Annotated in this window: 25 protein-coding genes; 13 read left to right on the forward strand and 12 right to left on the reverse strand. The window is 73.3% G+C overall.

Features of this window, described 5'->3' with window-relative positions; genetic code table 11:
• Positions 1–10 precede the first annotated feature (10 nt).
• A complete protein-coding gene (locus tag GE115_RS05605; RefSeq protein WP_153683765.1) occupies positions 11–763 on the forward strand; it encodes a GntR family transcriptional regulator in 753 nt (250 codons plus the stop codon).
• 182 nt (positions 764–945) lie between these two features.
• On the opposite strand, the gene GE115_RS05610 is transcribed toward GE115_RS05605, so the two are convergent.
• On the reverse strand, positions 946–3162 hold the full coding sequence (locus GE115_RS05610) for a copper-translocating P-type ATPase (RefSeq protein ID WP_153683766.1): 2217 nt from the start codon (positions 3160–3162) through the stop codon (positions 946–948).
• A gap of 147 nt (positions 3163–3309) precedes the next feature.
• Between GE115_RS05610 and GE115_RS05615 the strand changes: the two genes are divergently transcribed.
• Positions 3310–4332: an NAD-dependent epimerase/dehydratase family protein gene (locus tag GE115_RS05615; RefSeq protein WP_153683767.1), complete on the forward strand. Its 1023-nt coding sequence runs from the start codon at positions 3310–3312 to the stop codon at positions 4330–4332.
• A 72-nt stretch (positions 4333–4404) separates the two neighbouring features.
• On the opposite strand, the gene GE115_RS05620 is transcribed toward GE115_RS05615, so the two are convergent.
• Complete coding sequence (locus tag GE115_RS05620; protein WP_312854927.1) at positions 4405–5145, reverse strand: DUF3800 domain-containing protein; 741 nt, start codon at positions 5143–5145, stop codon at positions 4405–4407.
• 140 nt (positions 5146–5285) lie between these two features.
• On the opposite strand from GE115_RS05620, the gene GE115_RS05625 reads away from it, so the two are divergent.
• From GE115_RS05625 to GE115_RS05635, 3 genes are read left to right on the forward strand one after another with little or no spacing between them, the layout of a single operon-like run.
• Positions 5286–6278, forward strand: a complete 993-nt coding sequence (locus tag GE115_RS05625; protein ID WP_153683769.1) for an arginase family protein — start codon at positions 5286–5288, stop codon at positions 6276–6278.
• Between the two features lie 21 nt (positions 6279–6299).
• A complete protein-coding gene (locus GE115_RS05630; RefSeq protein WP_153683770.1) occupies positions 6300–6818 on the forward strand; it encodes a SixA phosphatase family protein in 519 nt (172 codons plus the stop codon).
• 11 nt (positions 6819–6829) lie between these two features.
• Positions 6830–7126, forward strand: coding sequence for a DUF503 domain-containing protein (locus GE115_RS05635; protein ID WP_153683943.1), 297 nt, complete (start codon positions 6830–6832; stop codon positions 7124–7126).
• A gap of 33 nt (positions 7127–7159) precedes the next feature.
• Here the strand turns inward: GE115_RS05635 and hutI are convergent, their stop codons facing one another.
• The 4 genes from hutI to hutH all read right to left on the reverse strand — a co-directional run bounded on the left by hutI (position 7160) and on the right by hutH (position 13332).
• Entirely contained in the window at positions 7160–8380 is a 1221-nt protein-coding gene (gene hutI, locus GE115_RS05640) for an imidazolonepropionase (RefSeq protein ID WP_153683771.1), read from the reverse strand.
• A 3-nt stretch (positions 8381–8383) separates the two neighbouring features.
• Positions 8384–10048 carry a urocanate hydratase gene (hutU, locus tag GE115_RS05645; protein ID WP_153683772.1) on the reverse strand — a complete coding sequence of 555 codons (1665 nt, stop codon included), beginning with the start codon at positions 10046–10048 and terminating at the stop codon, positions 8384–8386.
• 83 nt (positions 10049–10131) lie between these two features.
• A complete protein-coding gene (locus tag GE115_RS05650; RefSeq protein ID WP_153683773.1) occupies positions 10132–11115 on the reverse strand; it encodes a M23 family metallopeptidase in 984 nt (327 codons plus the stop codon).
• A 627-nt stretch (positions 11116–11742) separates the two neighbouring features.
• Positions 11743–13332 carry a histidine ammonia-lyase gene (gene hutH / locus GE115_RS05655; protein WP_153683774.1) on the reverse strand — a complete coding sequence of 530 codons (1590 nt, stop codon included), beginning with the start codon at positions 13330–13332 and terminating at the stop codon, positions 11743–11745.
• A gap of 90 nt (positions 13333–13422) precedes the next feature.
• On the opposite strand from hutH, the gene GE115_RS05660 reads away from it, so the two are divergent.
• Positions 13423–14211, forward strand: a complete 789-nt coding sequence (locus GE115_RS05660) for an IclR family transcriptional regulator (protein WP_312854928.1) — start codon at positions 13423–13425, stop codon at positions 14209–14211.
• Between the two features lie 46 nt (positions 14212–14257).
• Here GE115_RS05660 and GE115_RS05665 read toward each other — a convergent pair whose 3' ends face one another.
• Positions 14258–15076, reverse strand: a complete 819-nt coding sequence (locus tag GE115_RS05665) for an SDR family NAD(P)-dependent oxidoreductase (protein WP_153683775.1) — start codon at positions 15074–15076, stop codon at positions 14258–14260.
• A 73-nt stretch (positions 15077–15149) separates the two neighbouring features.
• Here GE115_RS05665 and GE115_RS05670 point away from each other — a divergent pair, with 73 nt between their 5' ends.
• Together GE115_RS05670 and GE115_RS05675 are read left to right on the forward strand one after the other, a co-directional pair.
• Positions 15150–15743, forward strand: a complete 594-nt coding sequence (locus GE115_RS05670) for a TetR/AcrR family transcriptional regulator (protein WP_153683776.1) — start codon at positions 15150–15152, stop codon at positions 15741–15743.
• Positions 15744–15880: 137 nt separating this feature from the next.
• Positions 15881–16558 (forward strand): DedA family protein, encoded by a 678-nt coding sequence (locus GE115_RS05675; RefSeq protein ID WP_312854929.1) that lies wholly within the window; start codon positions 15881–15883, stop codon positions 16556–16558.
• 25 nt (positions 16559–16583) lie between these two features.
• Here GE115_RS05675 and GE115_RS05680 read toward each other — a convergent pair whose 3' ends face one another.
• Positions 16584–17180 (reverse strand): putative antibiotic biosynthesis monooxygenase, encoded by a 597-nt coding sequence (locus GE115_RS05680; RefSeq protein WP_153683777.1) that lies wholly within the window; start codon positions 17178–17180, stop codon positions 16584–16586.
• 213 nt (positions 17181–17393) lie between these two features.
• On the opposite strand from GE115_RS05680, the gene GE115_RS05685 reads away from it, so the two are divergent.
• Complete coding sequence (locus tag GE115_RS05685) at positions 17394–17822, forward strand: cupin domain-containing protein (protein WP_312854930.1); 429 nt, start codon at positions 17394–17396, stop codon at positions 17820–17822.
• A gap of 69 nt (positions 17823–17891) precedes the next feature.
• Here GE115_RS05685 and GE115_RS05690 read toward each other — a convergent pair whose 3' ends face one another.
• From GE115_RS05690 to GE115_RS05700, 3 genes are all read right to left on the reverse strand, one after another.
• Positions 17892–18755 (reverse strand): anti-sigma factor, encoded by an 864-nt coding sequence (locus tag GE115_RS05690; RefSeq protein WP_153683778.1) that lies wholly within the window; start codon positions 18753–18755, stop codon positions 17892–17894.
• Positions 18752–19333: an ECF RNA polymerase sigma factor SigK gene (sigK, locus tag GE115_RS05695; protein ID WP_312854931.1), complete on the reverse strand. Its 582-nt coding sequence runs from the start codon at positions 19331–19333 to the stop codon at positions 18752–18754. The genes GE115_RS05690 and sigK overlap by 4 nt, the downstream gene beginning before the upstream one ends.
• A 77-nt stretch (positions 19334–19410) precedes the next feature.
• The gene (locus GE115_RS05700) at positions 19411–21171 is read right to left on the reverse strand and encodes a cytochrome c biogenesis protein DipZ (protein ID WP_312854932.1); all 1761 of its coding nucleotides are present in this window, start codon (positions 21169–21171) and stop codon (positions 19411–19413) included.
• A gap of 191 nt (positions 21172–21362) precedes the next feature.
• Between GE115_RS05700 and GE115_RS05705 the strand changes: the two genes are divergently transcribed.
• The 3 genes from GE115_RS05705 to GE115_RS05715 all read left to right on the forward strand — a co-directional run bounded on the left by GE115_RS05705 (position 21363) and on the right by GE115_RS05715 (position 23167).
• Positions 21363–22028, forward strand: coding sequence for a fasciclin domain-containing protein (locus tag GE115_RS05705; protein ID WP_153683780.1), 666 nt, complete (start codon positions 21363–21365; stop codon positions 22026–22028).
• Between the two features lie 106 nt (positions 22029–22134).
• Positions 22135–22557, forward strand: coding sequence for a DUF4383 domain-containing protein (locus GE115_RS05710; RefSeq protein ID WP_153683781.1), 423 nt, complete (start codon positions 22135–22137; stop codon positions 22555–22557).
• A gap of 10 nt (positions 22558–22567) precedes the next feature.
• Positions 22568–23167 (forward strand): hypothetical protein, encoded by a 600-nt coding sequence (locus GE115_RS05715; RefSeq protein WP_153683782.1) that lies wholly within the window; start codon positions 22568–22570, stop codon positions 23165–23167.
• Between the two features lie 12 nt (positions 23168–23179).
• Here GE115_RS05715 and GE115_RS05720 read toward each other — a convergent pair whose 3' ends face one another.
• Entirely contained in the window at positions 23180–24124 is a 945-nt protein-coding gene (locus GE115_RS05720; RefSeq protein WP_153683783.1) for an aldo/keto reductase, read from the reverse strand.
• Positions 24125–24191: 67 nt separating this feature from the next.
• Between GE115_RS05720 and GE115_RS05725 the strand changes: the two genes are divergently transcribed.
• Entirely contained in the window at positions 24192–24554 is a 363-nt protein-coding gene (locus tag GE115_RS05725) for a MerR family transcriptional regulator (protein ID WP_153683784.1), read from the forward strand.
• The last annotated feature ends 3 nt before the right edge of the window (positions 24555–24557 follow it).

A 24557-nucleotide genomic window follows, 5' to 3' on the forward strand; every position in this document is an offset into this window, starting at 1 on the left:
GGGTCGAACCATGCCCACCGTCACCGCACCTGTCGCGCAGCGCGTGCGCACCGAGCTCCGGCAGCGCATCGAGAGCGGCGAGTGGGCGCCGGGCATGTCGTTGCCGAGCGAGGCCGCGCTGTGCCGTGAATTCGGCACGTCGCGCGGGCCGGTACGCCGTGCGCTGTCGGCGCTGCGGGCCGAGGGCTTCGTCGTCGGCGGGCGAGGCCGCGCGCCCGTCGTGGGCAAGGTCGTGCCCGCGCAGTCGCTCTCGACGTTCCGCTCGTTCACGGAGTGGGCGCGCGAAGAGGGCAAGACGCCCGGCACGCGCACGCTCGTGCTCGAGCGGCGCCACGCGACCTCGATGATCGCGGGCCTGCTCGAACTCGACGAGGGCGCCGTGGTCGTCGACCTCGTGCGCGTGCGGATGCTCGACGAGGTCCCGATCATGATCGAGCGGGCGTCGTTCGTGCCCGACGTCGGCCGCTACCTCTTCGGGTTCGACCCCGACTCCGGCTCGGTCTCGGCCGAGCTCGCCCGGCACGGATCCCCGCTCGTGAGCGCGCGGCACACGATCGACGCCGTCGCGGCGAACCGGCTCGACGCAGAGGCGCTCGGCATCGCGGCCGGCGCACCGCTGCTTCGCGAACGACGACTGTCGAAGGATGCCTCGGGCCGGGCCGTCGAGCACGCCGAGGCCCGGTACCGCTCGGAGTTCGCGACGTTCCGCGTCGACAACCGCGCCGTCGACGGCAGCCCCATCGAGGTGCGCTCGGGCGTCTGAGTCCGTGCGCACTGTTGTCGTGGTCGGCCCTACCCGCGCGATTCAGGAAGAACGCGAGGACACGCCGGGTCCGGCATCGGCCGACCCGGCGTGTCGGGCGAAGATTCCTGAATCGCGAAGCGGGGGCTGGGCCGGTACCGCGACGGGCGGGCTCGGCGGGGCAACCGCGAAGGGCGGGCTCGTCAGCGGGTGCGGGCGAGTACCGCGCGGGCGGATGACTCGGGCCGCAGGTCGAGCCGGCGCAGCAGCTGCGCGTTGAGCGCCACGATGACGGTCGACAGGCTCATCAGGATCGCGCCGATCGACATCGGCAGCACGAACCCGATCGGCGCGAGCACGCCGGCCGCGAGCGGCACCGACAGCAGGTTGTATCCGGCCGCCCACCACAGGTTCTGCGTCATCTTGCGGTAGGTCGCGCGCGAGAGCTCGATCACCGAGAGCACCGACCGCGGGTCGCTCGACGCGAGCACGACCCCGGCCGACGCGATGGCGACGTCGGTGCCCGCGCCGATCGCGATGCCGACATCGGCCTGCGCGAGCGCGGGGGCGTCGTTCACGCCGTCGCCGACCATCGCCACGGTCCGGCCCTCGCCCTGGAGCTCGCGCACCTTTGCCGACTTGTCCTCGGGTCGCACACCCGCGTACACGCGATCGATGCCGAGCTCGCCGGCGACCGAGCGCGCGACCGGCTCGGCGTCGCCCGTGATCATGACGACCTCGATGCCGAGCGCGTGCAGCGCGTCGACGGCCTCGCGGCTCTCGGGCCGGATCTCGTCGGCGAGCGCGAGCGCACCCGCGAGGTCGCCGTCGATGACGACGTGCAGCACGGTCGAGCCGGCTTCGGCCCACCGGGCGGATGCCTCGAGCCCGGCGAGTCCCTCGCGTTCGATCAGTGCGGGGCCGCCGACCTGCACGGTGCGGCCGCCGACCTCTGCGCGCACGCCGATCGCGGCGGATGCCTCGAAGCCGGATGCGGCGGGCACCGCGAGTTCGCGACGTGCCGCCTCGGCGACGATCGCCTTCGCGAGCGGATGCTCCGAGTCGGCCTCGGCCGCGGCGGCCAGGGCGAGCACCTCGTCGAGGTCGTGCCCGGCGGCCGCCGAGGCATCCGTCACCGCCGGCTCGCCCTTGGTGAGCGTGCCGGTCTTGTCGAAGAGCGCCGCGCCGACCGTGCGCATCGTCTCGAGCGCGAGGCGGTCGGTCACCAGCACGCCGCCGCGCGCGGCGCGCTCGGTCGCGATCTGCACGACGAGCGGGATCGCGAGGCCGAGCGCGTGGGGGCACGCGATCACGAGCACGGTGATGGTGCGGACCACGGCGTCGTCGGGATCGCCGAGCAGCGTCCACGCGATGGCCGTGAGCGCGGCCGCGCCGAGCGCGAACCAGAACAGCCAGCCGGCCGCGCGGTCGGCGAGGCGCTGGGCGCGCGACGTGGATGCCTGCGCCTGGGCGACCAGGCGGCGGATGCCCGCGAGCGCGGTGTCGTCGCCGACCGCGTCGACCCGGACCCGGATCGCGGTGTCGGTCGCGACCGTGCCCGCGACCACGCGGTCGCCGGGACCGCGGCGCACCGGCCTGGATTCGCCGGTGATCATCGACTCGTCGACGTCGGCGGTGCCCTCGACGACCTCGCCGTCGGCGGGCACTCGGCCTCCGGGGCGCACGATCACGAGGTCGCCGACGACGAGCGCGTCGGGGGCGACCCGTTCGATCGCGCCGTCGTGGCCGACCCGTTCGGCCTCGTCGGGCAGCAGGGCGGCCAGCGCGTCGAGCGCGCTCGAGGCCTGCATGACCGACTTCATCTCGATCCAGTGGCCGAGCAGCATGATCACGATGAGCAGCGCCAGCTCCCACCAGAAGTCGAGGTGATGGTCGAGCAGGCCGAGGCTCGCGCCGAGGCTGGCGACGTACGCGACCGTGATGGCGAGGCCGATGAGCAGCATCATGCCGGGCGTGCGGGCCTTCAGTTCCGACCAGGCGCCGGTGAGGAACGGTCGGCCGCCCCACACGAACATGACCGTGCCGAGCACGGGCGAGATCCACGGGATCACGGCGTTCTCGGGCAGCGTATAGCCCAGGATCGACGCGAACATCGGGCTGAAGGCGACCGTCGGGATCGCGATGACGAGCATGATCCAGAACAGGCGGCGGTATTGCGCGACATGGTCGCCGTGGCCGGCGTGGCCGGCGTGGCCGGCGTGGCCGGCGGAGTCGTGGCCCGCGTGCTGGTCATGCCCGACGTGCTGCTCGTGGTCGGCATGCGCCGCGTGCTCGTCGTGGCCGGCATGGTCGTGAGCGGCATGCTCCGCGTGCTCGTGCTCCGCGTGATCGTGCCCGGCGTGCGCGTCGTGGTGCGCCGCGTGTCCGGTGTGCGCGTCGTGGCCCGTGTGATTCGTCATCTGGTCCCTCCGTGGCTGAGCTTATACCCCCTAGGGGTATTACGAAAGGGTCAACCGCGACCTCGTCGGCGGCATTCCCGACCCGAGCGGCTACGCCGGGAGTGAACACCGCTGCAGCGGCATCCCGCGCGCTGGTTGCATGGCGGCATGGACCTGCTCATCCTCGGTGGTACGCAATGGCTCGGACGGACCCTCGCCGCGGAGGCGGTCGCACGCGGACACCGCGTGACCTGCCTCGCCCGCGGCGAAGCCGGCGAACCGGCGCCGGGAACCGAACTCGTCGTGGCCGACCGATCCTTGCCGGGCGCGTACGATGCCGTGGCCGACCGAGACTGGGACGCCGTCATCGACGTCACCCGTGAGCCCGTCTTCGCGCGCGAGGCCGCGGCGGCCCTCGCGTCGCGCGCCGGACGTGCCGTGTTCGTCTCGACGGGGAACGTGTACGCCAGACACGACGTGGCGGGCGCCGACGAGGACGCCGACCTGCGCGAGCCGCTCGACGCCGACCGGTCGACCCCCGAGACCTACGGCGAGGCGAAGGTCGCGTGCGAGGCCGCGTACCGCGCCGCCTTCGGCGATCGCCTGCTCATGGTGCGGTCGGGGCTCATCGGCGGGCCCGGCGACCACTCGGGCCGCACCGGGGCCTACGTCGCGCGCGCCGCGCGCGATCCGCAGGCGCCCATGCTCGTGCCCGCCATCGCCGACGCCGCGGCGCAGGTGATCGACGTCCGCGACCTCGCGGCGTTCATCCTCGACGGCGCCGAGCACGGCCTCGCCGGAACCTTCAACGCGGTCGGCGACCGCTCGACCTTCGGGGCGTTCCTCGAGGCATCCCGGTCGGTCGGCGGTCACGAGGGCGAGGTCGTCGCGGTTCCGGGTGACTGGCTCGAGTCGCACGGCGTCAACGAGTGGTCGGGTCCCGAGTCACTCGCGCTCTGGATCATCGATCCGACCTGGTCGGCGTTCCAGGACCGCAGCAACGCGCGGGCGGTCGCCGCGGGCCTGCGCCTGCGACCGCTCGAGCAGACCCTCGCCGACCTCCTCGCTTGGGAGCGCGAGCAGGGGCTCGAGCGTGAGCGCGGCACTGGCCTGTCGGCCGCTCGCGAGGCTGAGCTGATCGCCGAGTGGCGGCGGGGCGTCGTCATGGCGGAACACGCGACCATGGTCTAACGTTGCAACAAATGGATTGGGAATACCCGGTCGGCGTTGGGCTCTCGGCATTGCCGAGGGCCCTTCGCTTCGTCATGGGTAGATCTTGAGTCCGTACCCTTCGATTCGCCCTTGTCGGGAGCGGACGATCTTCTGCTGCAAGACGTCCCAGGCGTGATTCGACTGTTCCGGGCGAAGGACGTGCAAGCCGATCGGGCGTGCGACCATGTCCGCGACCTGGAGACCGGTGCTGTTCGTCAGCTTGCTGGCGCAACGGAACTCGAGCGTCTCGGGCATGCCCACCATCGTTGTCGTCTCCATCACTCGAGCGAACTGGCGCTCGAGGTCCGCGTCCTCTGTCCTTCCTCGGCTTTCGAAGACCACGTGCGTCTTCCGACCGCGTTGCCCGCGTTGCTGCAGTTGCAGGAATACGCGCTCGAGTCCGAACTCGAGGGCGACTTCGTAGGGGCTGATGTCCAGGCCTCTCCGGTTCCGAAATCGGGCCTTGTCGATGACACAGGCGACGATGCCGAATCGCGAGGTGGTGATGAGTCGATCGAGTCGCTCCAGGAACGGCTTGCGCACGCTTGCGTCCAACAGGATGTCGAACGGCGGCGCAGATTTCCGGATTTCGCGCTCATGGAGGACCACGATGTCGTGACCGAAGAAATCGAACTTGAGCCTGAGGGCCTGCGGGACGACTTCGTCGACGTAGGAAGCGATCGGGAAGATGCAGAACGCCAGGACGAAGACGGGGTACTGCGGGTCGAGATTGACGAGGTTGTGGTCGCCGCTCTCGTCGACGTAGACGATGTAGTCGCTCGAGGCAGGCACGGATGCGAGCATAACGGCGGCGCACGACACCGGAGGACTTGGTGCGGCTGGCCGCGGGTGCCGCCGAGCGTCCGGGATCGCAGACGGCCGACTGACCGGCGGCCGAGCCGGCGAGGCGTCCGCGTCGCTAGCGTGAGGGCATGGCGCTCTCGCACGATCCGAACTGGCCGCGGGCGGGCGGCTGGCCCCCGCCCGAGTCCCTCGGCGCGGGGGAACGCGCCGCGCTCGCGATCGTCGGCGTGCCGACCTGGCGCACCTCGCTCTCGCCGACGGGCGCGCACGCGACGCCCGCCGCGATCCGCGAGGCGCTCGCACGCTACAGCGCCACGCTCGTGCCCGATCGACGGCGCGGCGCGGCCGGCGGCGACGCAGCGACCGCGGGCGCAGCGACCGTCGGCGGCGCGGATGACCCGGGTGCCGGGGCATCCGTCGACCTCGGCGACCGGCTCGCGATCGTCGACGCCGGCGACGTCGCCGATCCCGACGGTACCGACGGCGAAGCCCGCACGCGCGACCGGGTCGCGCGCCTCCGCGAGGGCGCCGACACGGTGCTCGCGCTCGGCGGCGACAACTCGGCGACGTTCGCCACTGCGCTCGGCGCCTTCGGCGACGACCTCCCGCGCGCCGGCCTCGTGACCATCGATGCGCACTACGACCTGCGCGACGGCGTGTCGAACGGGTCGCCCGTGCGGCGCCTCGTCGAGGCGGGCCTCGATCCCGCGCGCATCGTGCAGATCGGCATCGCCGACTTCGCGAACTCCGCCTTCTATGCGAGCCGCGCGGCCGACCTCGGCATCACCGTCATCCATCGAGACGAACTGCACGGCCGCGCGCCGGCCGACGTCATGGCCGAGGCCCTCGCCGTCGCGGGTTCCGCAGGCGGACCCGTGCACCTGGACGTCGACGTGGACGCGTGCGACCGGGCCGTCGTTCCGGCCTGCCCCGCCTCGGTGCCCGGCGGACTCGCCGCGTGGGAACTGCGCGCGCTGGTGCGAGCGGCGGCGCGCGATGCACGGGTCGGATCGGCCGACCTCGTCGAGATCGACGCCACCGCCGACACCGACGACGGACGCACCGTGCGGCTGGCCGCGCTGTGCGTGCTGGAGTTCGCCGCGGGGGTCGCGCTGCGCTGACGCCGGTGGAAGGCTGGGCGGATGAAGACGCTCTACCTCGTGCGGCACGCCAAGTCCGACTGGGACGATCCGGCGCTCGACGACCACGAGCGGCCGCTGAACGAACGCGGGCGGCGGGATGCCCCGGCCATGGGCCGGAGGCTCGCCGAGCGCGGCGCGGCTCCCGCGCTGATCGTGACCAGCACGGCCATTCGCGCGCGCACCACGGCCGACGCGCTCGCGGCCGAGCTCGGCATCCCCGACGACCGGTTCCTCGTCGAACCCCGGCTCTACGCGGCGTCGGGGCGATCCATCCTCGCGATCGCCGCCGACCTGCCGCGCAGCGTCGATAGCGCGATGCTCGTCGGGCACAACCCGGGCATGAGCGATGCCCTCGTCGAGCTCATCGGCGGTTCCGGCGACGGCGGAGAAGCGGGCGATGCCGGTGACCTGCCGACGTGCGCCGTCGCCGAGTGCACGGTCGACGTCGACGACTGGTCGGAGCTCATCGAGGGATCGGGCCGGCTCGTGCGGCTCGACACCCCGCGCCGGGGGGAGTGAGCGGGCCGCCCATGTGGATCGGCTGGATCGAGTTCGACCTGCTGCTCGGCGACGTGCACTCGCTGAAGCAGAAGCGCGCCGTGCTGCGCCCGGTCGTCGCCGAACTGCGTCACGCGACCGAGGCGAGCGTCGCCGAGGTCGGCGACCACGACCTGCACCGGCGCGCCGCGATCGGCCTGGCGGTGGTCGGGTCGTCGCCCGGCTGGGTGACCGACGTGCTCGACCGGGCCGAACGCCTCGTCGCCGAACGGCCCGAGCTCACGCTGCTGTCGGCCGGCCGCCGGCTGCGCCGCGGCGACGACGAGTGAGCCGCAGCCACGGCGAGTGAGTACGCTCGCCGCTCACGCGACGGGCGTGCCGTCCTTCCACACCCGGCGCACGATCGGCACGCCCGGCCGGTAGGCGAGGTGCACGTGGGTCGGCGCGTCGAGCTCGACGAGGTCGGCTCGCGCGCCCGCACGGATGACGCCCACGTCGTCGCGGCGCAGCGCCCTCGCCCCGCCGGCCGTCGCCGACCACACGGCCTCGGCGGGAGTCATCCGCATGTCGCGAACCGCGACCGCGATGCAGAACGGCATCGAACTCGTGAAGCTCGACCCCGGATTGCAGTCGCTCGCCAGCGCGACGGTCGCGCCCGCGTCGATCAGCCGGCGCGCGTCGGGGTAGGGCTGACGCGTCGAGAACTCGACGCCCGGCAGCAGCGTGGCGACCGTGTCGGATGCCGCGAGCGCCGCGACCTCCGCATCGTCGAGGTAGGTGCAGTGGTCGACGGATGCCGCGCCGAGCGCGATCGCCAGACGCACGCCGTCGCCCGGGCCGAGCTGGTTGCCGTGCACGCGGACGCCGAGGCCCGCTGCCGCGCCGGCCTGGAGCACGCGGCGCGACTGCTCGGCGGTGAAGGCCCCGCGCTCGCAGAACGCGTCGATCCAGCGCGCGTGCGGTGCGCACGCCGCGAGCATCTCGCCGATCACGAGGTCGACGTACGCGTCCGCGGCGCGCGGGTCGGCGGCATCCGCGTACTCGGCCGGCACGACGTGCGCCCCGAGGAAGGTGACCTCGTCGGTGACCTCGCGGGCGAGCCGCACGAGCCGCTCCTCGTCGGCGACCGAGAGGCCGTAGCCCGACTTGACCTCGAAGGTCGTCGTGCCCTGCGCGTGCAGCTCGGCGACGAATCCCGCGAGTCGCGCGCGCAGCTCGTCGTCGGATGCCGCCCGCGTCGCGGCCACGGTCGATCGGATGCCGCCGGCCTCGTACGGCCGGCCCGCCATGCGTGCGGCGAACTCGCCGGCCCGGTCGCCGCCGAACACGAGGTGGGTGTGGCTGTCGACGAAGCCGGGGATGACCGCGCGGCCGCCGAGGTCGACGGTGTCGGACTCGTGGTCGAGGGTCGCGAGACGCTCCTGCGTCGCTCCTCGACCGGCGGCACCGACCCAGACGATGCGACCGTCCTCGACGAGCACGGCCGCGTCACGCACGATGCCGAGCGGTCCGCCGTCGCGATCGGGTGATGGGTCGTTCGTCACGAGCTCGCCGATGTTCGTGAACAGCGTGGCTCGGGGCATCCGTCAGTCCTCCTGCATCGGCACGCGCAGGCCGCGCTCACGCGCGACTTCGACCGCCCGCTCGTAGCCGGCGTCGACATGGCGCATGACGCCGGTGCCGGGGTCGTTCACCAGGACGCGCGCGATCTTCTCGGCGGCCAGATCGGTGCCGTCGGCCGCGACCACCTGGCCGGCGTGGATGGAACGCCCGATGCCGACGCCGCCGCCGTGGTGGATCGACACCCAGGTCGCACCCGAGGCCGTGTTCAGCAACGCGTTCAGGAGCGGCCAGTCGGCGATCGCGTCGGAGCCGTCGGCCATCGACTCCGTCTCGCGGTAGGGGCTCGCGACCGATCCCGCGTCGAGGTGGTCGCGGCCGATCACGATGGGGGCGCTCAGCTCGCCCGACGCGACCATCTCGTTGAACCGCAGCCCCGCGAGGTGGCGCTCCTGGTAGCCGAGCCAGCAGATGCGGGCGGGAAGGCCCTCGAAGTGCACCTTCTCGCCGGCCTGGGTGATCCACCGCTTCAGGTGCGCGTCGTGGGGGAACAGCTCGACGATCGCCCGGTCGGTCGCGGCGATGTCGGCCGGGTCGCCCGAGAGGGCGGCCCAGCGGAACGGTCCCTTGCCCTCGGCGAACAGCGGCCGGATGTACGCCGGCACGAACCCCGGGAAGTCGAACGCGTGCTCGTAGCCGCCGAGCTTCGCCTCGGCGCGGATCGAGTTGCCGTAGTCGAACACCTCGGCGCCGCGCGCCTGGAAGCCGACCATCGCCTCGACGTGCTTGGCCATCGACGCACGCGCGAGGCGCGTGAACTCCTCGGGGTCGAGCGCCGCGAGGTCGGCCCACTCGCCGACCGCGACCCCCTCGGGCAGGTACGCGAGCGGGTCGTGCGCGCTCGTCTGGTCGGTCACGATGTCGATGGGGGTTCCGTGCTCGAGCAGGTCGGTGAAGACCGTCGCGGCGTTGCCGACGACGCCGACGCTGCGCGCCTCGCCCGCCTCCTTGGCCGCCAGCACGCGATCGAGCGCGGCGTCGAGCGAGGGCGCGACCTCGTCGAGGTAGCCGTGCTCCACCCGTCGGCGCAGCCGCGACTCGTCGACGTCGACGATGAGCACCGCGCCCCCATGCATCGTGACCGCGAGCGGCTGCGCGCCGCCCATGCCACCGCACCCGGCGGTCAGGGTGAGGGTTCCGGCGAGTGAATCGCCGCCGAGCCTGCGCGCGACGGCGCCGAACGTCTCGTACGTGCCCTGCAGGATGCCCTGGGTACCGATGTAGATCCACGACCCCGCGGTCATCTGCCCGTACATGGTCAGTCCGAGTGCCTCGAGCCGGCGGAACTCCGGCCAGGTCGCCCAATCGCCGACGAGGTTCGAGTTGGCGATGAGCACACGCGGGGCCCACTCGTGCGTGCGGAAGACGCCGACCGGCTTGCCCGACTGCACGAGCAGCGTCTCGTCGGCCTCGAGGCCCTCGAGCGTGCGCACGATCGCGTCGAACGCCTCCCAGTTGCGCGCGGCGCGGCCGGTGCCGCCGTACACGACGAGATCGTCGGGCCGCTCGGCGACCTCGGGATCGAGGTTGTTCATCAGCATGCGCAGCGGCGCCTCGGTCTGCCAGCTCTTCGCGGTGAGCTGCGTGCCGCGGGCGGCCCGGACGGTGCGGGGCGTGTGGGGCTCGGTCATGTTCCGATGCTCGCCGAGCGGGTCGCCACCGGCAACGGATGCCTCGGCCGAGCCGTCTGGGATTCCGGACGCGGCGGGCCGGCTCAGCCGACCTGGATGCCGCGAGCCGCGAGGAACGGCAGCGCGTCGACGGCGACGCCGCCGAGGCGCACCTCGAAGTGGAGGTGGCAACCGGTCGACGCGCCGGTCGAGCCGACCATGCCGATGAGCTGGCCGGCCGTCACCGACTGGCCCGGCGAGACGAGGATGCCGCCGGCTGCGAGGTGGGCGTACCCGGTCGAGACGCCGGCGCCGTGCTCGAGCAGGATCCAGTTGCCGTAGCCGCCGCTCGCGCGGGCCTCGACGACGATGCCCGCGGTCGCGGCGAAGACCGGCGTGCCGCACTGCGCGGCGACATCGGTGCCGCGGTGGAACTCGTTGACGCCCGGCAGCGGCTTGTCGGGCCGCGGGCCGAAGCCGTCGGTGATGCGCCCGCCGACCGGTGCCGACCAGCCCTGCTCGCTGAGCTGGCCCGAGTCGGACGGCAACGAGTCGATGAGGGCGACGCTGGTCGCGGCGACCTTTGTCTGCAGGCCCTGCATCTCGGCGCGGGCCTGGGTGATCGCGGCCTCGGCGGCGCGGACCTCCTGCTCGAGGTCCTCGACCGGGACCGCGTCGACCTCCTCCCACGCGAGGTCGGCCCGCTCCTCGGCGTCGTCGGCCTTCGCGGCGAGCTTCGCGGTGAGGTCGAGGAGGCGTGCGGCGTCGCCGTTCATCGACGACATGCGCGCCATCGTGCCGAGGCCGGCGAGGAGGTCCTTGCCGGAGCCGACCGCCGCCCCGAGCGACGCACCGGCCGCATCGGCACCGCGCCCGGCGTTGAAGGAGATCTGTGCGGCCTCGTCGGCCTTCTCGCGCGCCGCCTCAGCGGCCTCGTCGAGCTGCTCCGCGATGCCGCGGGCGATCTCGCGCTGCGCCTTCGCCGCCGCGAGCTCGGTCTCGGCGGTGCGCAGGCCGGCCGTGGCCCGATCGACCGCGGTGCGCGCCGCGAGCAGGCCGGTGACCTCGCTCGACGTGCTGCTGACCATGCGGAGCACGGGTCCCTCGCCGACGAGGAGTCGCACGGGCGGCGCGGTGGTGGCCGGCGGGGTGGGTGCGGGCGGGGTCGTGGCCGGCGGCGTCGTGGGCTCCGGCGTAGGAGTCGGAGTGGGCGTGGGCTCCGGCGTAGGAGTCGGAGTGGGCTCCGGCGTGGGTGTCGGAGTCGGCGTAGGAGTGGGGGTCCCCTCTCCGCCGGTTTCGCCACCCGCTTCTCCGCCACCGGTCTCACCGCCACCGGTCTCACCGCCGCCGGTTTCGCCACCGGTCTCGCCGGTGTCGCCGGCCGGCTCGGTTGCCGGAGTCGTCGCCGTCGTGGTGGAGGCAGGCTCCTCCGCCTGCGCCGGCGCGACGCCGCCGAGGGCGAGTGCGATGACGGACCATCCGCTCACGACTGCGAGCATCACCCGCCGAGCGTGACGTGCTCGGTTCGGGTCGGTGCGTTCGCGCGATGCTCGGTTCGACGTCATGGATCTTCCGTCCGGGTCGGCCCAGAAGCCGACGACCCCAAGTCTGTCACCGGCCAAGTGGAGGCACAACACCCGATCGGGCAGTTCCGCGCCCCGTTCGGGGCACATCGAGGCGCGCTCGACGGGAGCCGAGCAGCCCTCACCTGCGCCTCACCCGAGCGCGGCACCGCCCGCCTCGGCCGCCTCGCGTACGCGCCCCGATGCCACGAGCCCGACCACGGCCTCGATCTCGGGCGAGAGGAAGCGGTCGGGTCCGGGGCCGCCCGTGGCATCCGTCACCATGGCGACGACCCGCCCGGTCGCGGGCGCCGGCTGCAGCGGCGCGCGCAGCGCGAGCCCGCGCGCGGCGGTCATCACCTCGATCGCGAGCACGCGCGCGAGCCCGTCGATCGCGCGCCGCAGCTTGCGCGCGGCGGCCCAGCCCATCGAGACGTGGTCCTCCTGCATCGCCGACGACGGGATGGAATCGACCGAGGCGGGCGCCGCGAGGCGCTTGAGCTCCGACACGATGCCGGCAGCCGTGTACTGGGCGATCATGAGGCCCGAGTCGACGCCGACCTCGTGCGCGAGGAACGGCGGCAGGCCCTGGTTGCGCGCCGGGTCGAGGAACCGGTCGGTGCGCCGCTCGCTCATCGACGCGACATCCGCCACCGCGATCGCGAGGAAGTCGAGCACGTACGCGACCGGCGCGCCGTGGAAGTTGCCGTTGGACTCGACGCGTCCGTCGACGGTGAGCACCGGGTTGTCGATCGCGCTCGCGAGCTCGGCGTCGGCGACGGATGCGGCGTGGTCGAGCGTGTCGCGCGCGGCACCGTGCACCTGGGGTGCGCAGCGCAGCGAGTACGCGTCCTGCACGCGCGTGCACTCGGGACCGCGGTGGCTCGCGACGACGGGGGAGTCCGCGAGCAGCGCCCGCAGATTCGCGGCGGACACCGCCTGCCCGCGGTGCGGGCGCAGGGCGTGCAGGTCGGCGGCGAAGACGGCGTCGGTGCCCATGAGTCCCTCGACGCTCATCGCCGCGGCGACGTCGGCGGTCGCGAGCAGCCCGCGCAGGTCGTGGATCGCGAGCGCCAGCATGCCGAGCATGCCGTCGGTGCCGTTGATGAGGGCGAGGCCCTCCTTCTCGGCGAGGCGCAGCGGCCGGATGCCGGCGGCGGCGAGGGCTTCGGCGGCGGGCCAGACCGGCGACGGCTGGGCCGTGCCGACGGGCACCACGCGCACCTCGCCCTCGCCCATCGCGACGAGCGCGCAGTGCGCGAGCGGCGCCAGGTCGCCCGAACAGCCGAGCGAGCCGTACTCGCGCACGACCGGCGTGATGCCCGCGTTCAGGATCGCGGCGTACGTCTCGCAGGTCTCGCGGCGCACGCCCGTGCGCCCGGTCATGAGCGTCGAGAGGCGCAGCAGCATGAGCGCGCGCACGACCTCGGCCTCGACCTCGGAGCCCGAGCCGGCCGCGTGCGAGCGGATGAGACTCGCCTGCAACTGGGCCCGGCGGTCCTCGGCGATGAACGTCGTCGCGAGCGCGCCGAACCCGGTCGAGATGCCGTAGTGCGGCTCGGGATCGTCGGCGAGCGCCTCGATCACGTCGCGGCTGGCGGCCACGCGGTCGAGCGCGGCGGCATCGAGCGAGACGGATGCCCCGTGCCTCGCGACCGCGACGACCTCGTCGATGGTGAGCGGGCCCGAGCCGAGGACGACGTGGGAGACGGGTGCGGTGGTGACGGGCGCGGTGGTGCTCATGCCTCCGATTCCACCCCGCCGCCGCGTGTGCGGGAACGCGTGTGCGGCGGCATCCGTCCGGTATCCCAGACCGGGCGTAGGCTGGCGGCCGTGGCGGTGAACTCGAAGGTGCCCGCGGCCGACCAGACGCTCGCGATCCTCAGCCACCTCGCCGCGCAGCGCGGCCCGGTGCCCGCGGCCACGATCGCCTCGGCGCTCGGGCTCCCCCGGTCGACCGTGTACCACCTGCTCGCCGTCATGCAGGAGCGCGGCTTCGTCGTGCACCTGCCCGAGGAGCGTCGCTACGGCCTCGGCATCGCCGCGTTCGAGCTCTCGAGCGGGTTCAGCCGCCAGCAGCCGCTCGCACGTCTCGGCCGCCCGCTCGTCGCGGCGCTCGTCGACCGGGTCGGCGAGAGCGGACACCTCGCCGTGCTGCACGGCCGCGACGTGCTGTACCTCGTCGAGGAGCGCGCGCCGCGGCGCCCGTCGCTCGTCACCGATGTCGGCGTGCGGCTGCCCGCCCACCTCACGGCGACGGGCCGGGCGATGCTCGCCGCGTTGCCGCCGGCGCAGCTGCGTGCGCTGTATCCGGATGCCGCGGCGTTCGCCGATCGGCCCGGCGCGGAGGCCGGCCCGGCGTGGACCTACGGACGGCTCAAGCGCGTGCTCCAGCAGGTACGGGCCGACGGCTGGGCCGGCGAGGACGGCGAGGTCACGCCCGGACTCGCCTCGGTCGGCGCCGCCGTGCTCGACCACGTCGGCTGGCCGGCCGCGGGGATCGCCGTGACGTACCCCGAGGCCTCGGCCGAGGCATCCGCACCCCGTGATCGCGGTGCGCTCGCCGCGGCCGTGCAGGAGGCCGCGGCGACGCTCTCGCGCCGAATCGGCGCGCACCGCTGACGGCGCGCGCCGATGACACGGTCGCTCACGCCGCCCCCGTCACGTGTCACCCCCGGGTCGAAGGGCGGGTCATCAACGCGCCGATCAGCTCGGCCATCCGGCGGCGACCGAGGATCCGGCCCACCGCTTCGGAGAGTCGGTTGGAGCCGCCCGCGATGACGCTCGGCGGGGGGTTCCGGCGCTCGAGCGCGCCGAGCGCGGTGGCGACGACGGCCTCGGCCGACACCCGGCGGGAGCCGCCGTCGGCGCGGGAGCCCGCGACGTCGAAGAACTCGGTGTCGGTCGCGCCCGGCGACAGTGCGAGCACGCGCAGGCCCGTGTCGCGGGCCTCGTACCAGAGCGCTTCGGTGAGGCTGAGCACGAAGGCCTTGCCGGCACCGTAGACCGCCATGGTCGGATTGCCCTGGTACGCGGCCATGCTCGCCACGTTGAGGAGGAACCCGTCTCCCCGCTGACGGAGCCGGGGCAGGAACGCGTGGCTGATCTCGACCACGGCGGACACGTCCACCGCGACCTCGGCCAGCACGCTCGGCAGATCGAGCTCGTGGAACCGTCCGAGGTTGGCGAACCCGGCGCTGTTCACCACGCTGGTCACCTGCACCCCGCGGAGGTCGAGTTCGCGTTCGAGCGCGCGGCCGACGCCTGGGCGCGCCAGATCCATCGGCAGGGAGACAACCGTGGTGTCGTGGTCGCGCTCGAGCTGTGCAGCCAGCTGCTCCAGCCGGTCGGCGCGGCGCGCGACCAGCACGAGGTCGCTGCCGCGGGCCGCGAGCTGCCGGGCGAACTCCGCGCCCAGCCCAGCACTCGCTCCGGTGATCAACACGGTCTGCCGGGAGTAGTCCAATGGCTGCTTCGATGCCTTCATGCGGACATCGTATGACTGACTGGCACTGAGTGCCATACCGGCACGCGGCGGCGCTCGCCGATAGGATGCCGGCATGACATCGGCATCGGGGCTCTGGGCGCGCACCCGGCAGCGGGCGTACGCGGAGATCACCGCCGTGGCGATGGAGCTGTTCCTGGCCGACGGCTTCGAGCAGACCACGATCGACGAGATCGCCGCCGCGGCGGGCATCTCCCGCAGGTCCTTCTTCCGTTACTTCGGGACGAAGGAAGACGTCGTGCTCGGTCACCTCATCGCCGAAGGGCAGGCCCTCCGTGCCGCGCTGGAACGCCGGCCCGATGGCGAGGACGTGTGGACGGCGCTTCGCGCCGCGATCTTCTCGCTCGAGGAGGCAGACGGCGATGAGGAGCGCATGCTGGCGGTCTCCCGGATGCTGTATCGGACGCCGTCCCTGCGCGCGCGGAGCATCGAGAAGCACCTCCGCTGGTACGACGATCTCGTGCCCGAGGTGCAGCGGCGGCTCGGCGGTGGCGGCGACGACCTGCTGCGCGCACGGGCCATCGTCGGCTGCGCCATCACCTGCCTCGACGTCGCCGGTGAGGCGTGGACCGACGGCGCCGCCTCCCGGCCCCTGGCGCACTACTTCGACGCGGCTCTCGACGCGGTCAGGCCGGCCGCCGCCGGCTGAGCAACGCGGCGCTGATCGCCCAGCTTCCGTTCACCCGCCGCGGCTAGCGTGGCGCTGCCGCCGCGCACCGACATCGCCCCCGACCGAGAGCCGAGACGAGCCCCTTGCCGACGACTTCCGCCCTGACGACCTCCGCCGTGTCCACCGCCCACGCCGCGACCGCCGACGCGCACGGGTTCACCGGGCTCACCGGCTTCGCCGCCGACGTGCTGAACGCCCTCGGCGACGTCGGCGTCGGCGTGCTGGTGTTCCTCGAGGTGCTGCTGCCGCCCATCCCGAGCGAGGTGATCCTGCCGTTCGCGGGCTACCTCAGCCAGGCCGGCGACCTGAGCCTCGGCTGGCTGATCCTCTGGTCGACCGTGGCATCCGTCGTCGGAGCGCTCGTGCTCTACGGGCTCGGCGCCGCCGTCGGACTCGACCGTGCGATCCGGTGGATCGCGTGGACCCGCCTCGTCAGCCGCACCGATCTCGAGCGCGGCGCCGCCTGGTTCCACCGACACGGGCGTTGGTCGGTGCTCGTCGGGCGCATGATCCCCGGTGTGCGCAGCCTGATCTCGCTGCCGGCGGGCGCCGACCGGATGCCGCCGCTCGCGTTCTGCCTCTTCACGGCCATCGGCTCGGGCGCGTGGAACACGCTGCTCATCGGCGTCGGTGCGGCGCTCGGCACCCAGCACGCGCTCCTCGAGGAGTACCTGCAGTACCTCGACTGGGTCGTCTACAGCGCGATCGCGATCGCACTCGCGGTGCTCGTGTTCCGGCGCATCCGCGAGGCGCGGCGGTTCGGTCGCGACGGCACCGCCGACGCTGCCGAGTAGCGCCCGGCACCCCGCTCTTCGGCGCTCAGCGCTTCGGCGCGAGCCACCGCCGCAGGAGCCGCGTCACGAACGGCAGCACCCAGTACGCCATCACGGGGGTGAGCACGAGGGTCGTCACGAGCACGCGCGCCCAGATCGGCAGCGCCTCCCACCCGGGCACCGGCGCGAGCAGGTACGTGAAGACGAGGTTGACGGGGAAGAAGCCCAGCCAGATGGTCGCCGCCTGCTTCCACCGCGGCGGCGCGGGCGGCACGTCGGCGGATGCCCCCGGCGTGGCATCCGTCGCGGGGATCGAGCCCGTGGGCGGCTCGTCGAACCAGCCCTCGATGCCGGTGCGCCGCCGGCTGCGCTCCGAGCGCACGAAGCCCTCGCCCATCGAGAGCCACCAGGCGCGTTCGCTCGATCGCTCCCACGCGTCGAGCGTCGCCTCGTCGACGAAGCGGTACAGCATGTGCCAGACCGTCGAGCCGTCGCCCTGGCGGATCCAGCCCGACCCGAGGAACCCGGGGTACTTGGTGGCCAGGTTCACGCCGGTCTGCACCCAGACCGTCGCCTCGGAGATGCGCGCGGGGTCGACCTCGCGGCGGATGGACACGGTGATGGGCTGTGCGACGGCGGTCATGGGTGGTGAGCCTTCTCGGATGCCCGCGGGGGTGGTGCGGGAAACGGATGAGGGAGAGGAGCCCTCGGTGTTCCGTGAGCTCCTCCGGCCGTCCAGTGTAGGCGGCCGATGTTGCGTGCGGGTTTCGCGCGGCGGGCGGGATCGCGGCGGCCCGGGCTCGCGCGGCGGCCCGGGCTCGCGCGGCGCGTCGGACGAGCGCCATAGGGTGGCGACGTGACGGACTACGAAGTACTCGAGATCGGCGCCCTCGACGAGTGGCGATCGCACCACGGCGGCTTCCGCCCCGACAGCTCACGCGACGGGCGCCGGGTCGTCGACCACGACCTCACGATGCAGTACATCGGCATGACGTCGAACGCGCTGGAGCCCGGCGAGGAAGCCGGCTACTGGCACCGGCACGCGCGCATTGAGGAGCTCTACGTGTTCCTGGGCGGCGAGGGCCAGCTGGCGCTCGACGACGAGGTGCTCGACGTGCGGGCGGGCACGGTCGTGCGCGTCGGCCAGGGTGTCTGGCGCACGTGGCGGTGCACGCCCGGCAGCGCCGGCGAGCTGCGGTGGCTGTGCATCCGCGCGGGAGGCACCGAGCTTCCGCACTTCCCCGACGACTCCGAGCGCGGGCCCGACCGGCCGATGCCGTGGTGAGCGCGCGCTGACGCACGGGCGGGCCGGCGCCCTGACGCGTGGCGCCTTCGAGCGCCGTGCGTCGCCGCGTCAGGTCTCGAGCAGCGCGACCGGGTCCGACGTGGGCTGCGGCGAGCCTCCCGCCGGCTCGACCGTGATGCCGACGGCGACGCCCGGGGCGAACTCGCCCTCGAGCAGGCGCCACGTCTCGTCGCCGCGCACGTCGAACGTGCCCGCCGACACGATGCCGGCGTCGTCGATGTACCAGAGCTCGTAGGTCTGGTCGTCGCCGACGTCCGGCAGGCCCTCGGCGATGATCGCACTGCGCCCCTGGTCGGCCGACGACACGAGGGTCACCTCGCCGCCGCCCGAGACGGTCGCCGTCGTCTGCTGCGCATCGGATGCCTCGGCGAGCGCCGCCATCTCGCGCTGCGCGCCCCAGCCGTTCGGCCCCGACCAGTTCAGGCCGACGATCGCGCCGGCCGCGATCAGCGCCACCGCGGCGGCCGACGCCAGGATGAGTGCGAGGCCGCGGCGACCGGTACGGCCGCGACCGCGGCGCGCGGCGAGTTCGTCGTGGGCTGCGGCGGGAGCGGCGGTCTCGGGCGCCGGCGTCTCCGCTTCGGGCGCCGGCTCCTCGCGCGCCGGCACCTGGGTAGTGCCCCCGGCCTCGGCCGAGGCATCCGGTTCTGCGCGCTCCTGCTCGACGTCGTCGAGCCGCGCGAACAGGTCGGCCTTCAGCCGCGCAGGCGGCGCGACCGGGGGCACGGCCTCGCCGAGCCCCGACGCCGCGGCGCGGAACGCGTCGACCTCGGCGCGCAACTCGGGGGAGCCGCGCAGTGCGTGCTCGAAGCGCTCCCGGTCGGCCTCGTCGAGCGCGCCGAGGGCGTAGGCCGGCGCGAGCTCGCGCAGGTCGTCGGGGACGCGTCCGGCCGTTCCATCGGCTCCGGTCATGTCGTCACCCCCAGCACTTCGCGCAATCGGATCATCCCATCCCGCAACCGGGTCTTCACCGTGCCGAGCGGCACGTGCAATCGGTCGGCGATCTCGGACTGGGTGCAGCCGTCGTAGTACGCGAGCGCGAGCGCCTCGCGCTGCACGTCGCTCAGCGACGCGAGCGCGGTGGTCACGCGTTCGTGCTCGATGCGCACCTCGACGGTCTCGGCCACCTCGTCGACCGGCACGGCGAGGTCGCGCACGCCGGCGCGAAGGTCGCGGTCGCGCGACGCCTGTGCGGCGCGCACGCGATCGACGGCGCGGCGGTGGGCGAGCGTGAGCATCCAGGCGACGGCGTCGCCCTTCGCGCGGTCGAATCGTGCGGCGGTCTGCCAGATCTCGAGGTACACCTCCTGCGTCACCTCCTCCGCCTGTGCGGCGTCGACGAGGAGCCGGCGCACGAGCCCGAAGACGCGCGGAGCGGTCTCGTCGTACAGCAGGCCGAACGCGGCGCGGTCGCCCGTCGCGGTCGCCACGAGCAGGTCGCCGAGCGGCGGCGCGGTGCCCTCCGCCGCGCGTTCGCCTGGTTCCCCCACGCGGCCCAGCTTGTCAGACCGGGTGCGGGCCGACCGCCCCTGGCGAGCCGGTCGAGCGTGTGGTAGCAGGGCATGGGTCATCCGAACGTGAACGAGTAGGCATCGACGCCCGAGGGGACCTCGACGGTGAGCGAACCGGTCTGCGAGGCGTCCGTTCGCACGACCGGGTAGGAGCGCGGCACGCCGCTCACGTCGATGCGGCGCTCGCCGTCGCCGTCGCGCACGACGACCGTGCCCTCGCCCGCGAGCACCAGCCGCACCTCGGCGGCGGTGTACTCCAACCGGATGCCTCCGCCGTCGGCGGCCGGCGTGACCGACTGCGTGTCGAGCGACCAGGCGCCGTCGAGCGCGAACGAGTCGGCGGGCTGGTCGGCGGGCAGGGCGAACTGCGTCGTCGAGCGGCGGTACGGCTCGTCGCCCGCGAAGTTCACCTGCTTGGTGGTGCCGAGATACGTCTCGGGGGTCGTCGAACCTGCCTCAGGGGTGTCGTCGGCCACCTCCGTCGGCGCGGGCAGCGCGACCTGCGGGTCGGCGTCCTCGAGGAGCTCGCGGATCAGCCGCTCGGTGCGCTCGTAATGGCCCTCGCCGAACGAGACCTGCCGCACCGTGCCCTCGGCGTCGATCAGGTAGTGCGCCGGCCAGTAGCGGTTGCGGTAGTTCGTCCAGGTCGACAGGGAGTTGTCGAGCGCGACCGGATACTCGATGCCGAAGTCGGCGATGCCCGCCGCGACGTTGCGCGGCTCCTTCTCGAACGCGTACTCGGGCGAGTGGATGCCGACGACCGTGAGGCCCGCGTCGCGGTACGCCTCGTCCCACGCGACGACGTGCGGGATCGACCGCTGGCAGTTGATGCACGAGTACGCCCAGAAGTCGACGAGCACGACCCGGCCGCGGAGGTCGTCGAGGTCGACCGCCGCGCCGCCGTCGGTGTTGAACCACTGCTGGATGCCCCGGATCGAGGGGGCGGTGCCGCATGACTCGAGCTCGGCGGCGCCGTTCGTGCAGTTCGAGAGCTCGCGGTTCTCGTCGGTCACGAGGCCGCCGAGGTCGAGCGCCTCGGTGATCTCGTCGGACTGCGCGATCTGGCGCTGCAGGTCGGCCGTGTAGTCGGGAACGAGCCGCTGCAGCGCCTGCGGGAGGTTGAATGCGAGGCCCACCGCGAGCGCGATCATGACCGCTCCGCCGGCGATGCGGATGCCCCGCTGGTGGCGGCGGAACGCCGCGAGCCGCTCGGCCATGCCCCGGCCGGCGAGCGCGAAGAACAGCAGCGGCGCGGCGGCGCCGACGGCGAAGGAGAGCGTCAGCACGACCGTCTCGACGCCGATGCGGCCGGTCGAGCCGGCCACCGTGATCGCCGCGAGCACCGGGCCGGCGCACGGCACGTAAACCGCGCCGAGCGCGAGGCCCAGGCCGAAGCCGCCGCGGTCGGTGCCGACCGCCTTGCGCGGGATCCAGGCGAAGGGCTTCTCGAGCAGCTCCTCGAAGCGCGGCACGATGAGCCCGACGCCGATGAGCAGCAGCACGACGAGCCCGGCCCAGCGCAGCACGTCCTGCGGGAGGCCGAGGAGCCCGAGCAGGAGCGAGCCGACGAGCGTGACCAGGCTGAAGCTCACGACGAGCCCCGCGATCACGAGGTACGGGCGCCAGCGGCTGGGCGGCCGAGGGGCGTCGGTGCCGGCGCCTGCACCGATGCCGGATGCGCCGGTTGCGCCGGTTGCGCCGTTGCGGGCGCTCTGCGCGCCGCCGGAGAACAGGATGACGGGCAGCACCGGCAGGATGCACGGCGAGATGCCGGTGATCAGGCCGCCGGCCAGTCCGATGAGTGCGAGTGCGAGCACGGGAGACCTCGTTTCGGGGAGTCATCCGTGATTCGGAGCGGACGCGGGAATCGATTGGATCCGGATCGGCGGGAACCGATCGGATCGGATCGGCGTGAACCGATTCCGAATCCGTCCAATCCGATCGGCCGAGGCCTCCGAATCCCTCGTGACGGCCCGCTCGGGGTCGCCGGAAACCAAGGAGGAGATCCATGCGATCGATCCGCAGCACCCGTTCCGCCATCGCCGTGTTCTCGATCACCGCGATCGCAGCACTCGGCCTCGCCGGCTGCAGCATGGGCGGCACCACCTCGGCCGAGTCCGAGGAACCCGCCATGTCGGAGGAGGCCACGCCGACCGAGGAGGCCATGGAGATGGACCCGGCCGCCGACCTCGTCGGCCCCGGCTGTGCCGCCTACGCCGAAGAGGTGCCCGACGGGCCCGGCTCGGTCGTCGGCATGTCGCAGGACCCCGTCGCCGTCGCCGCCTCGAACAATCCGCTGCTGACCACGCTCGTCGCGGCGGTCTCGGGCCAGCTCAACCCCGAGGTCGACCTCGTCGACACGCTCAACGGCGACGAGTTCACGGTGTTCGCACCGGTCGACGCCGCGTTCGCGAAGATCGACCCGGCCACGATCGAGTCGCTGAAGACCGACTCGGCCACGCTCTCCTCGATCCTCACTTACCACGTGGTGCCCGGTCAGCTCTCGCCCGACGAGGTCGTCGGCACGCAGACCACGGTGCAGGGCGGCACGGTCGAGGTCACGGGCGCGGGCGACGAGCTGATGGTCAACGACGCTGCGGTCATCTGCGGCGGCGTGCACACGGCCAACGCGACCGTGTACCTCGTCGACACGGTGCTCATGCCGGCGATGTAGGCGACCCGTCCGCGGCGGCGCCTGTGAGTGCTGCCGCGGACGAATCGGGCCGCGCGCCCGTCGTCCATCTCCCGCGGCGACCGCCGCGCAACGCAAGGAGGCAATCATGCGAAACTCCCCGAACCGAATCGTCGCCACGGTCTTCGGCGCCGTGTACCTGCTCGTCGGCCTGCTCGGGTTCCTCGTCACCGGCGGAGTCGGCTTCATCGCCACCGAAGGCGGCCTGCTGCTCGGCGTCTTCCAGGTGAATCCGCTCCACAACATCGCGCACCTGCTGATCGGTGCGGCCCTGCTGATCGCCGGGCTCATGAGCGCCGCAGCGGCGAAGCTCGTGAACACCGTCGTCGGCGCGGCGTACCTGCTGCTGGGCATCGTCGGGTTCTTCCTCGCCGGGACCGCGGCGAACATCCTCGCGCTGAACACCGCGGACCACTTCCTGCACCTCGCGAGCGCGCTCGTGCTCCTCGGCGTCGGCGTCGGCCTCGGCGTCGAGCGCGGCGCTCGCTCCACGCGCACGGCGACGGCCTAGGGAGCCGGCCGTGTCGGCACTGGCGGGATTCACGCGGAGCTGGCCGATGTTCGCCGCCCTCGGCGCCGGCCTCGTGCTCCTCGCGATCGGCGCCGGTGCCGCGGATGCCGCGGCGAGGGGGATCGCCGCGGCGGTCGTCCTGGCCGGGTGCGGCGCAGCCGCGCTCGGCTGGGGCGTCGCCGCGCTGCGGACGGGCCGCGCGGCGGCTCCGGTTCCGACGCTGGTGGCGTCGGCCGGAGCGATCGCGGCGTCGGGGGCGCTCGTCGCCTCCGGCGCCGCGACCGACCTCGGCGTCGCGGTGCTCCCGCTCCTGGCGGCCGACGCGTTCGTGATCGTCGTCGCCGTCGGCGCGGCATCCGAGATCCGTCGTCGTCATCGCGGGGCGGCGATCCATCGGCGGCGCCACAGCGGCGGTACGGATGCCCCAGCCGTCGCACCCTCGGCCGTCGCGCCAGCCACCGCCGCGCGGTCGACCGGCGCATCGGTGGTCGGCATGGTCGTCGGCGCCGCGCTCGTCGCGGCGCTCGCGACCCCCGCGCTCGCGGCGACCGACGCGGGCGAACTCGCGGTGCCGCACGGCGAGTCGCACGGTGGCGGGCACGGGCACTGACGACCGGCCCGTTCAGGCGGCGGCGTCGAGCCTCGCGCGCTGCTCGGCGGTGAGTTCGAGCGCGACGCCCTCGAGCGCTGCGTCGAGCTGGTCGGGGCGGCTGCCCCCCAGGATCGGCAGGATCGGGGTCCCGCCGCCGACGAGCCACGCGAGCACGACCCGGCCGCGCGTCGCGCCGACCTCGCCCGCGACCGCGTCGAGCGCCGCCAAGCGGGCGGTCGAGCCGGGGTGGTCGTGTGCCTCGGGGATCGGCTTGGCCGGGTTGTCGTACGCGCCCGACAGCAACGGCGTGTAGGCCCAGAGCTCCATTCCCGTCTCCACGGCGAAGTCGACCTGTTCGTCGCTCATCATGCCGAACCGGTGATTCTGCCCCTCGGGAAGCACGCCGGGCCGAGGCGCCAGGTAGCTGCGGCTGAGCTGCAGGGCGCTGAACGGAGTGCCCCCGATCGCGACGGCGTGAGCACGCGCGCGCTCCATGCGCCAGGCCGGGTGATTGGACGCCCCGAGTCGCGAGGACATCCCGTCGGCGACGAGGGCCGAGAAGGTCTCGGCGGTCTCCTCGATCGGCACCGACCGGTCCTCCATGTGCGCCCACAGCAGGTCGACCCGGTCGATGCCGAGCCGGTCGAGGCTGCCGGCGACCGCCTCGCGGATCGCGCGATCGGACAGGCCCTCGCGCGATGCCGGCCAGGCGCCCGACCCGATGGGCTCGGCGCCCACCTTGGTCGAGATCAGCACGCGGTCGCGCACGCCGGGCCGGGCGGCCAGCCAGCGGCCGAGCACCCGCTCGCTAGCCCCGCCCCGGCCCGACTCGCTCGCCCAGAAGCTGTAGCAGTCGGCCGTGTCGATCCAGGTGCCGCCCGCCTCGACGAATCGATCGAGGAGGGCGAACGCGGTGTCTTCGTCGACCTCGGTGCCGAATTTCATCGCACCGAGGACCAGGGGAATCGTCGTCATGCGACCAGCCTGCAAGCTGGAGTGCGCTCCAGCTCAAGCTCTCGTCGAAATCGGCCAGAATGGCCGCATGGACGAGTACACGCCGGCCCAGGTCGCCGAGGCGACGGGGTTCAGCCTCGACACCCTGCGGTACTACGAGAAGGAGGGCCTCATCGGCCCGGTCGAACGCACGGTCGGCGGGCGGCGACGGTACCGGAGCTCGGATCTCGCCTGGCTCGACCTCATCAAGTGCCTGCGCGACACGGGCATGCCGATCGCCGACCTCAAGCGCTACAGCCGCCTCTCGGAGGACGACTCGACGCTCGCCGAGCGGTTCGCGCTGCTCGAGGCGCACGACCGCGTCGTGCAGGCCGAGATCGACCGGCTCCGCGAGCGGCAGCACCGGCTCCACGAGAAGATGGCCTGGTACCGCGAACAGCTGGGTGGCTGAGCG

This window comes from Agromyces agglutinans (assembly GCF_009647605.1).
Taxonomy (GTDB): Bacteria; Actinomycetota; Actinomycetes; order Actinomycetales; family Microbacteriaceae; genus Agromyces; species Agromyces agglutinans.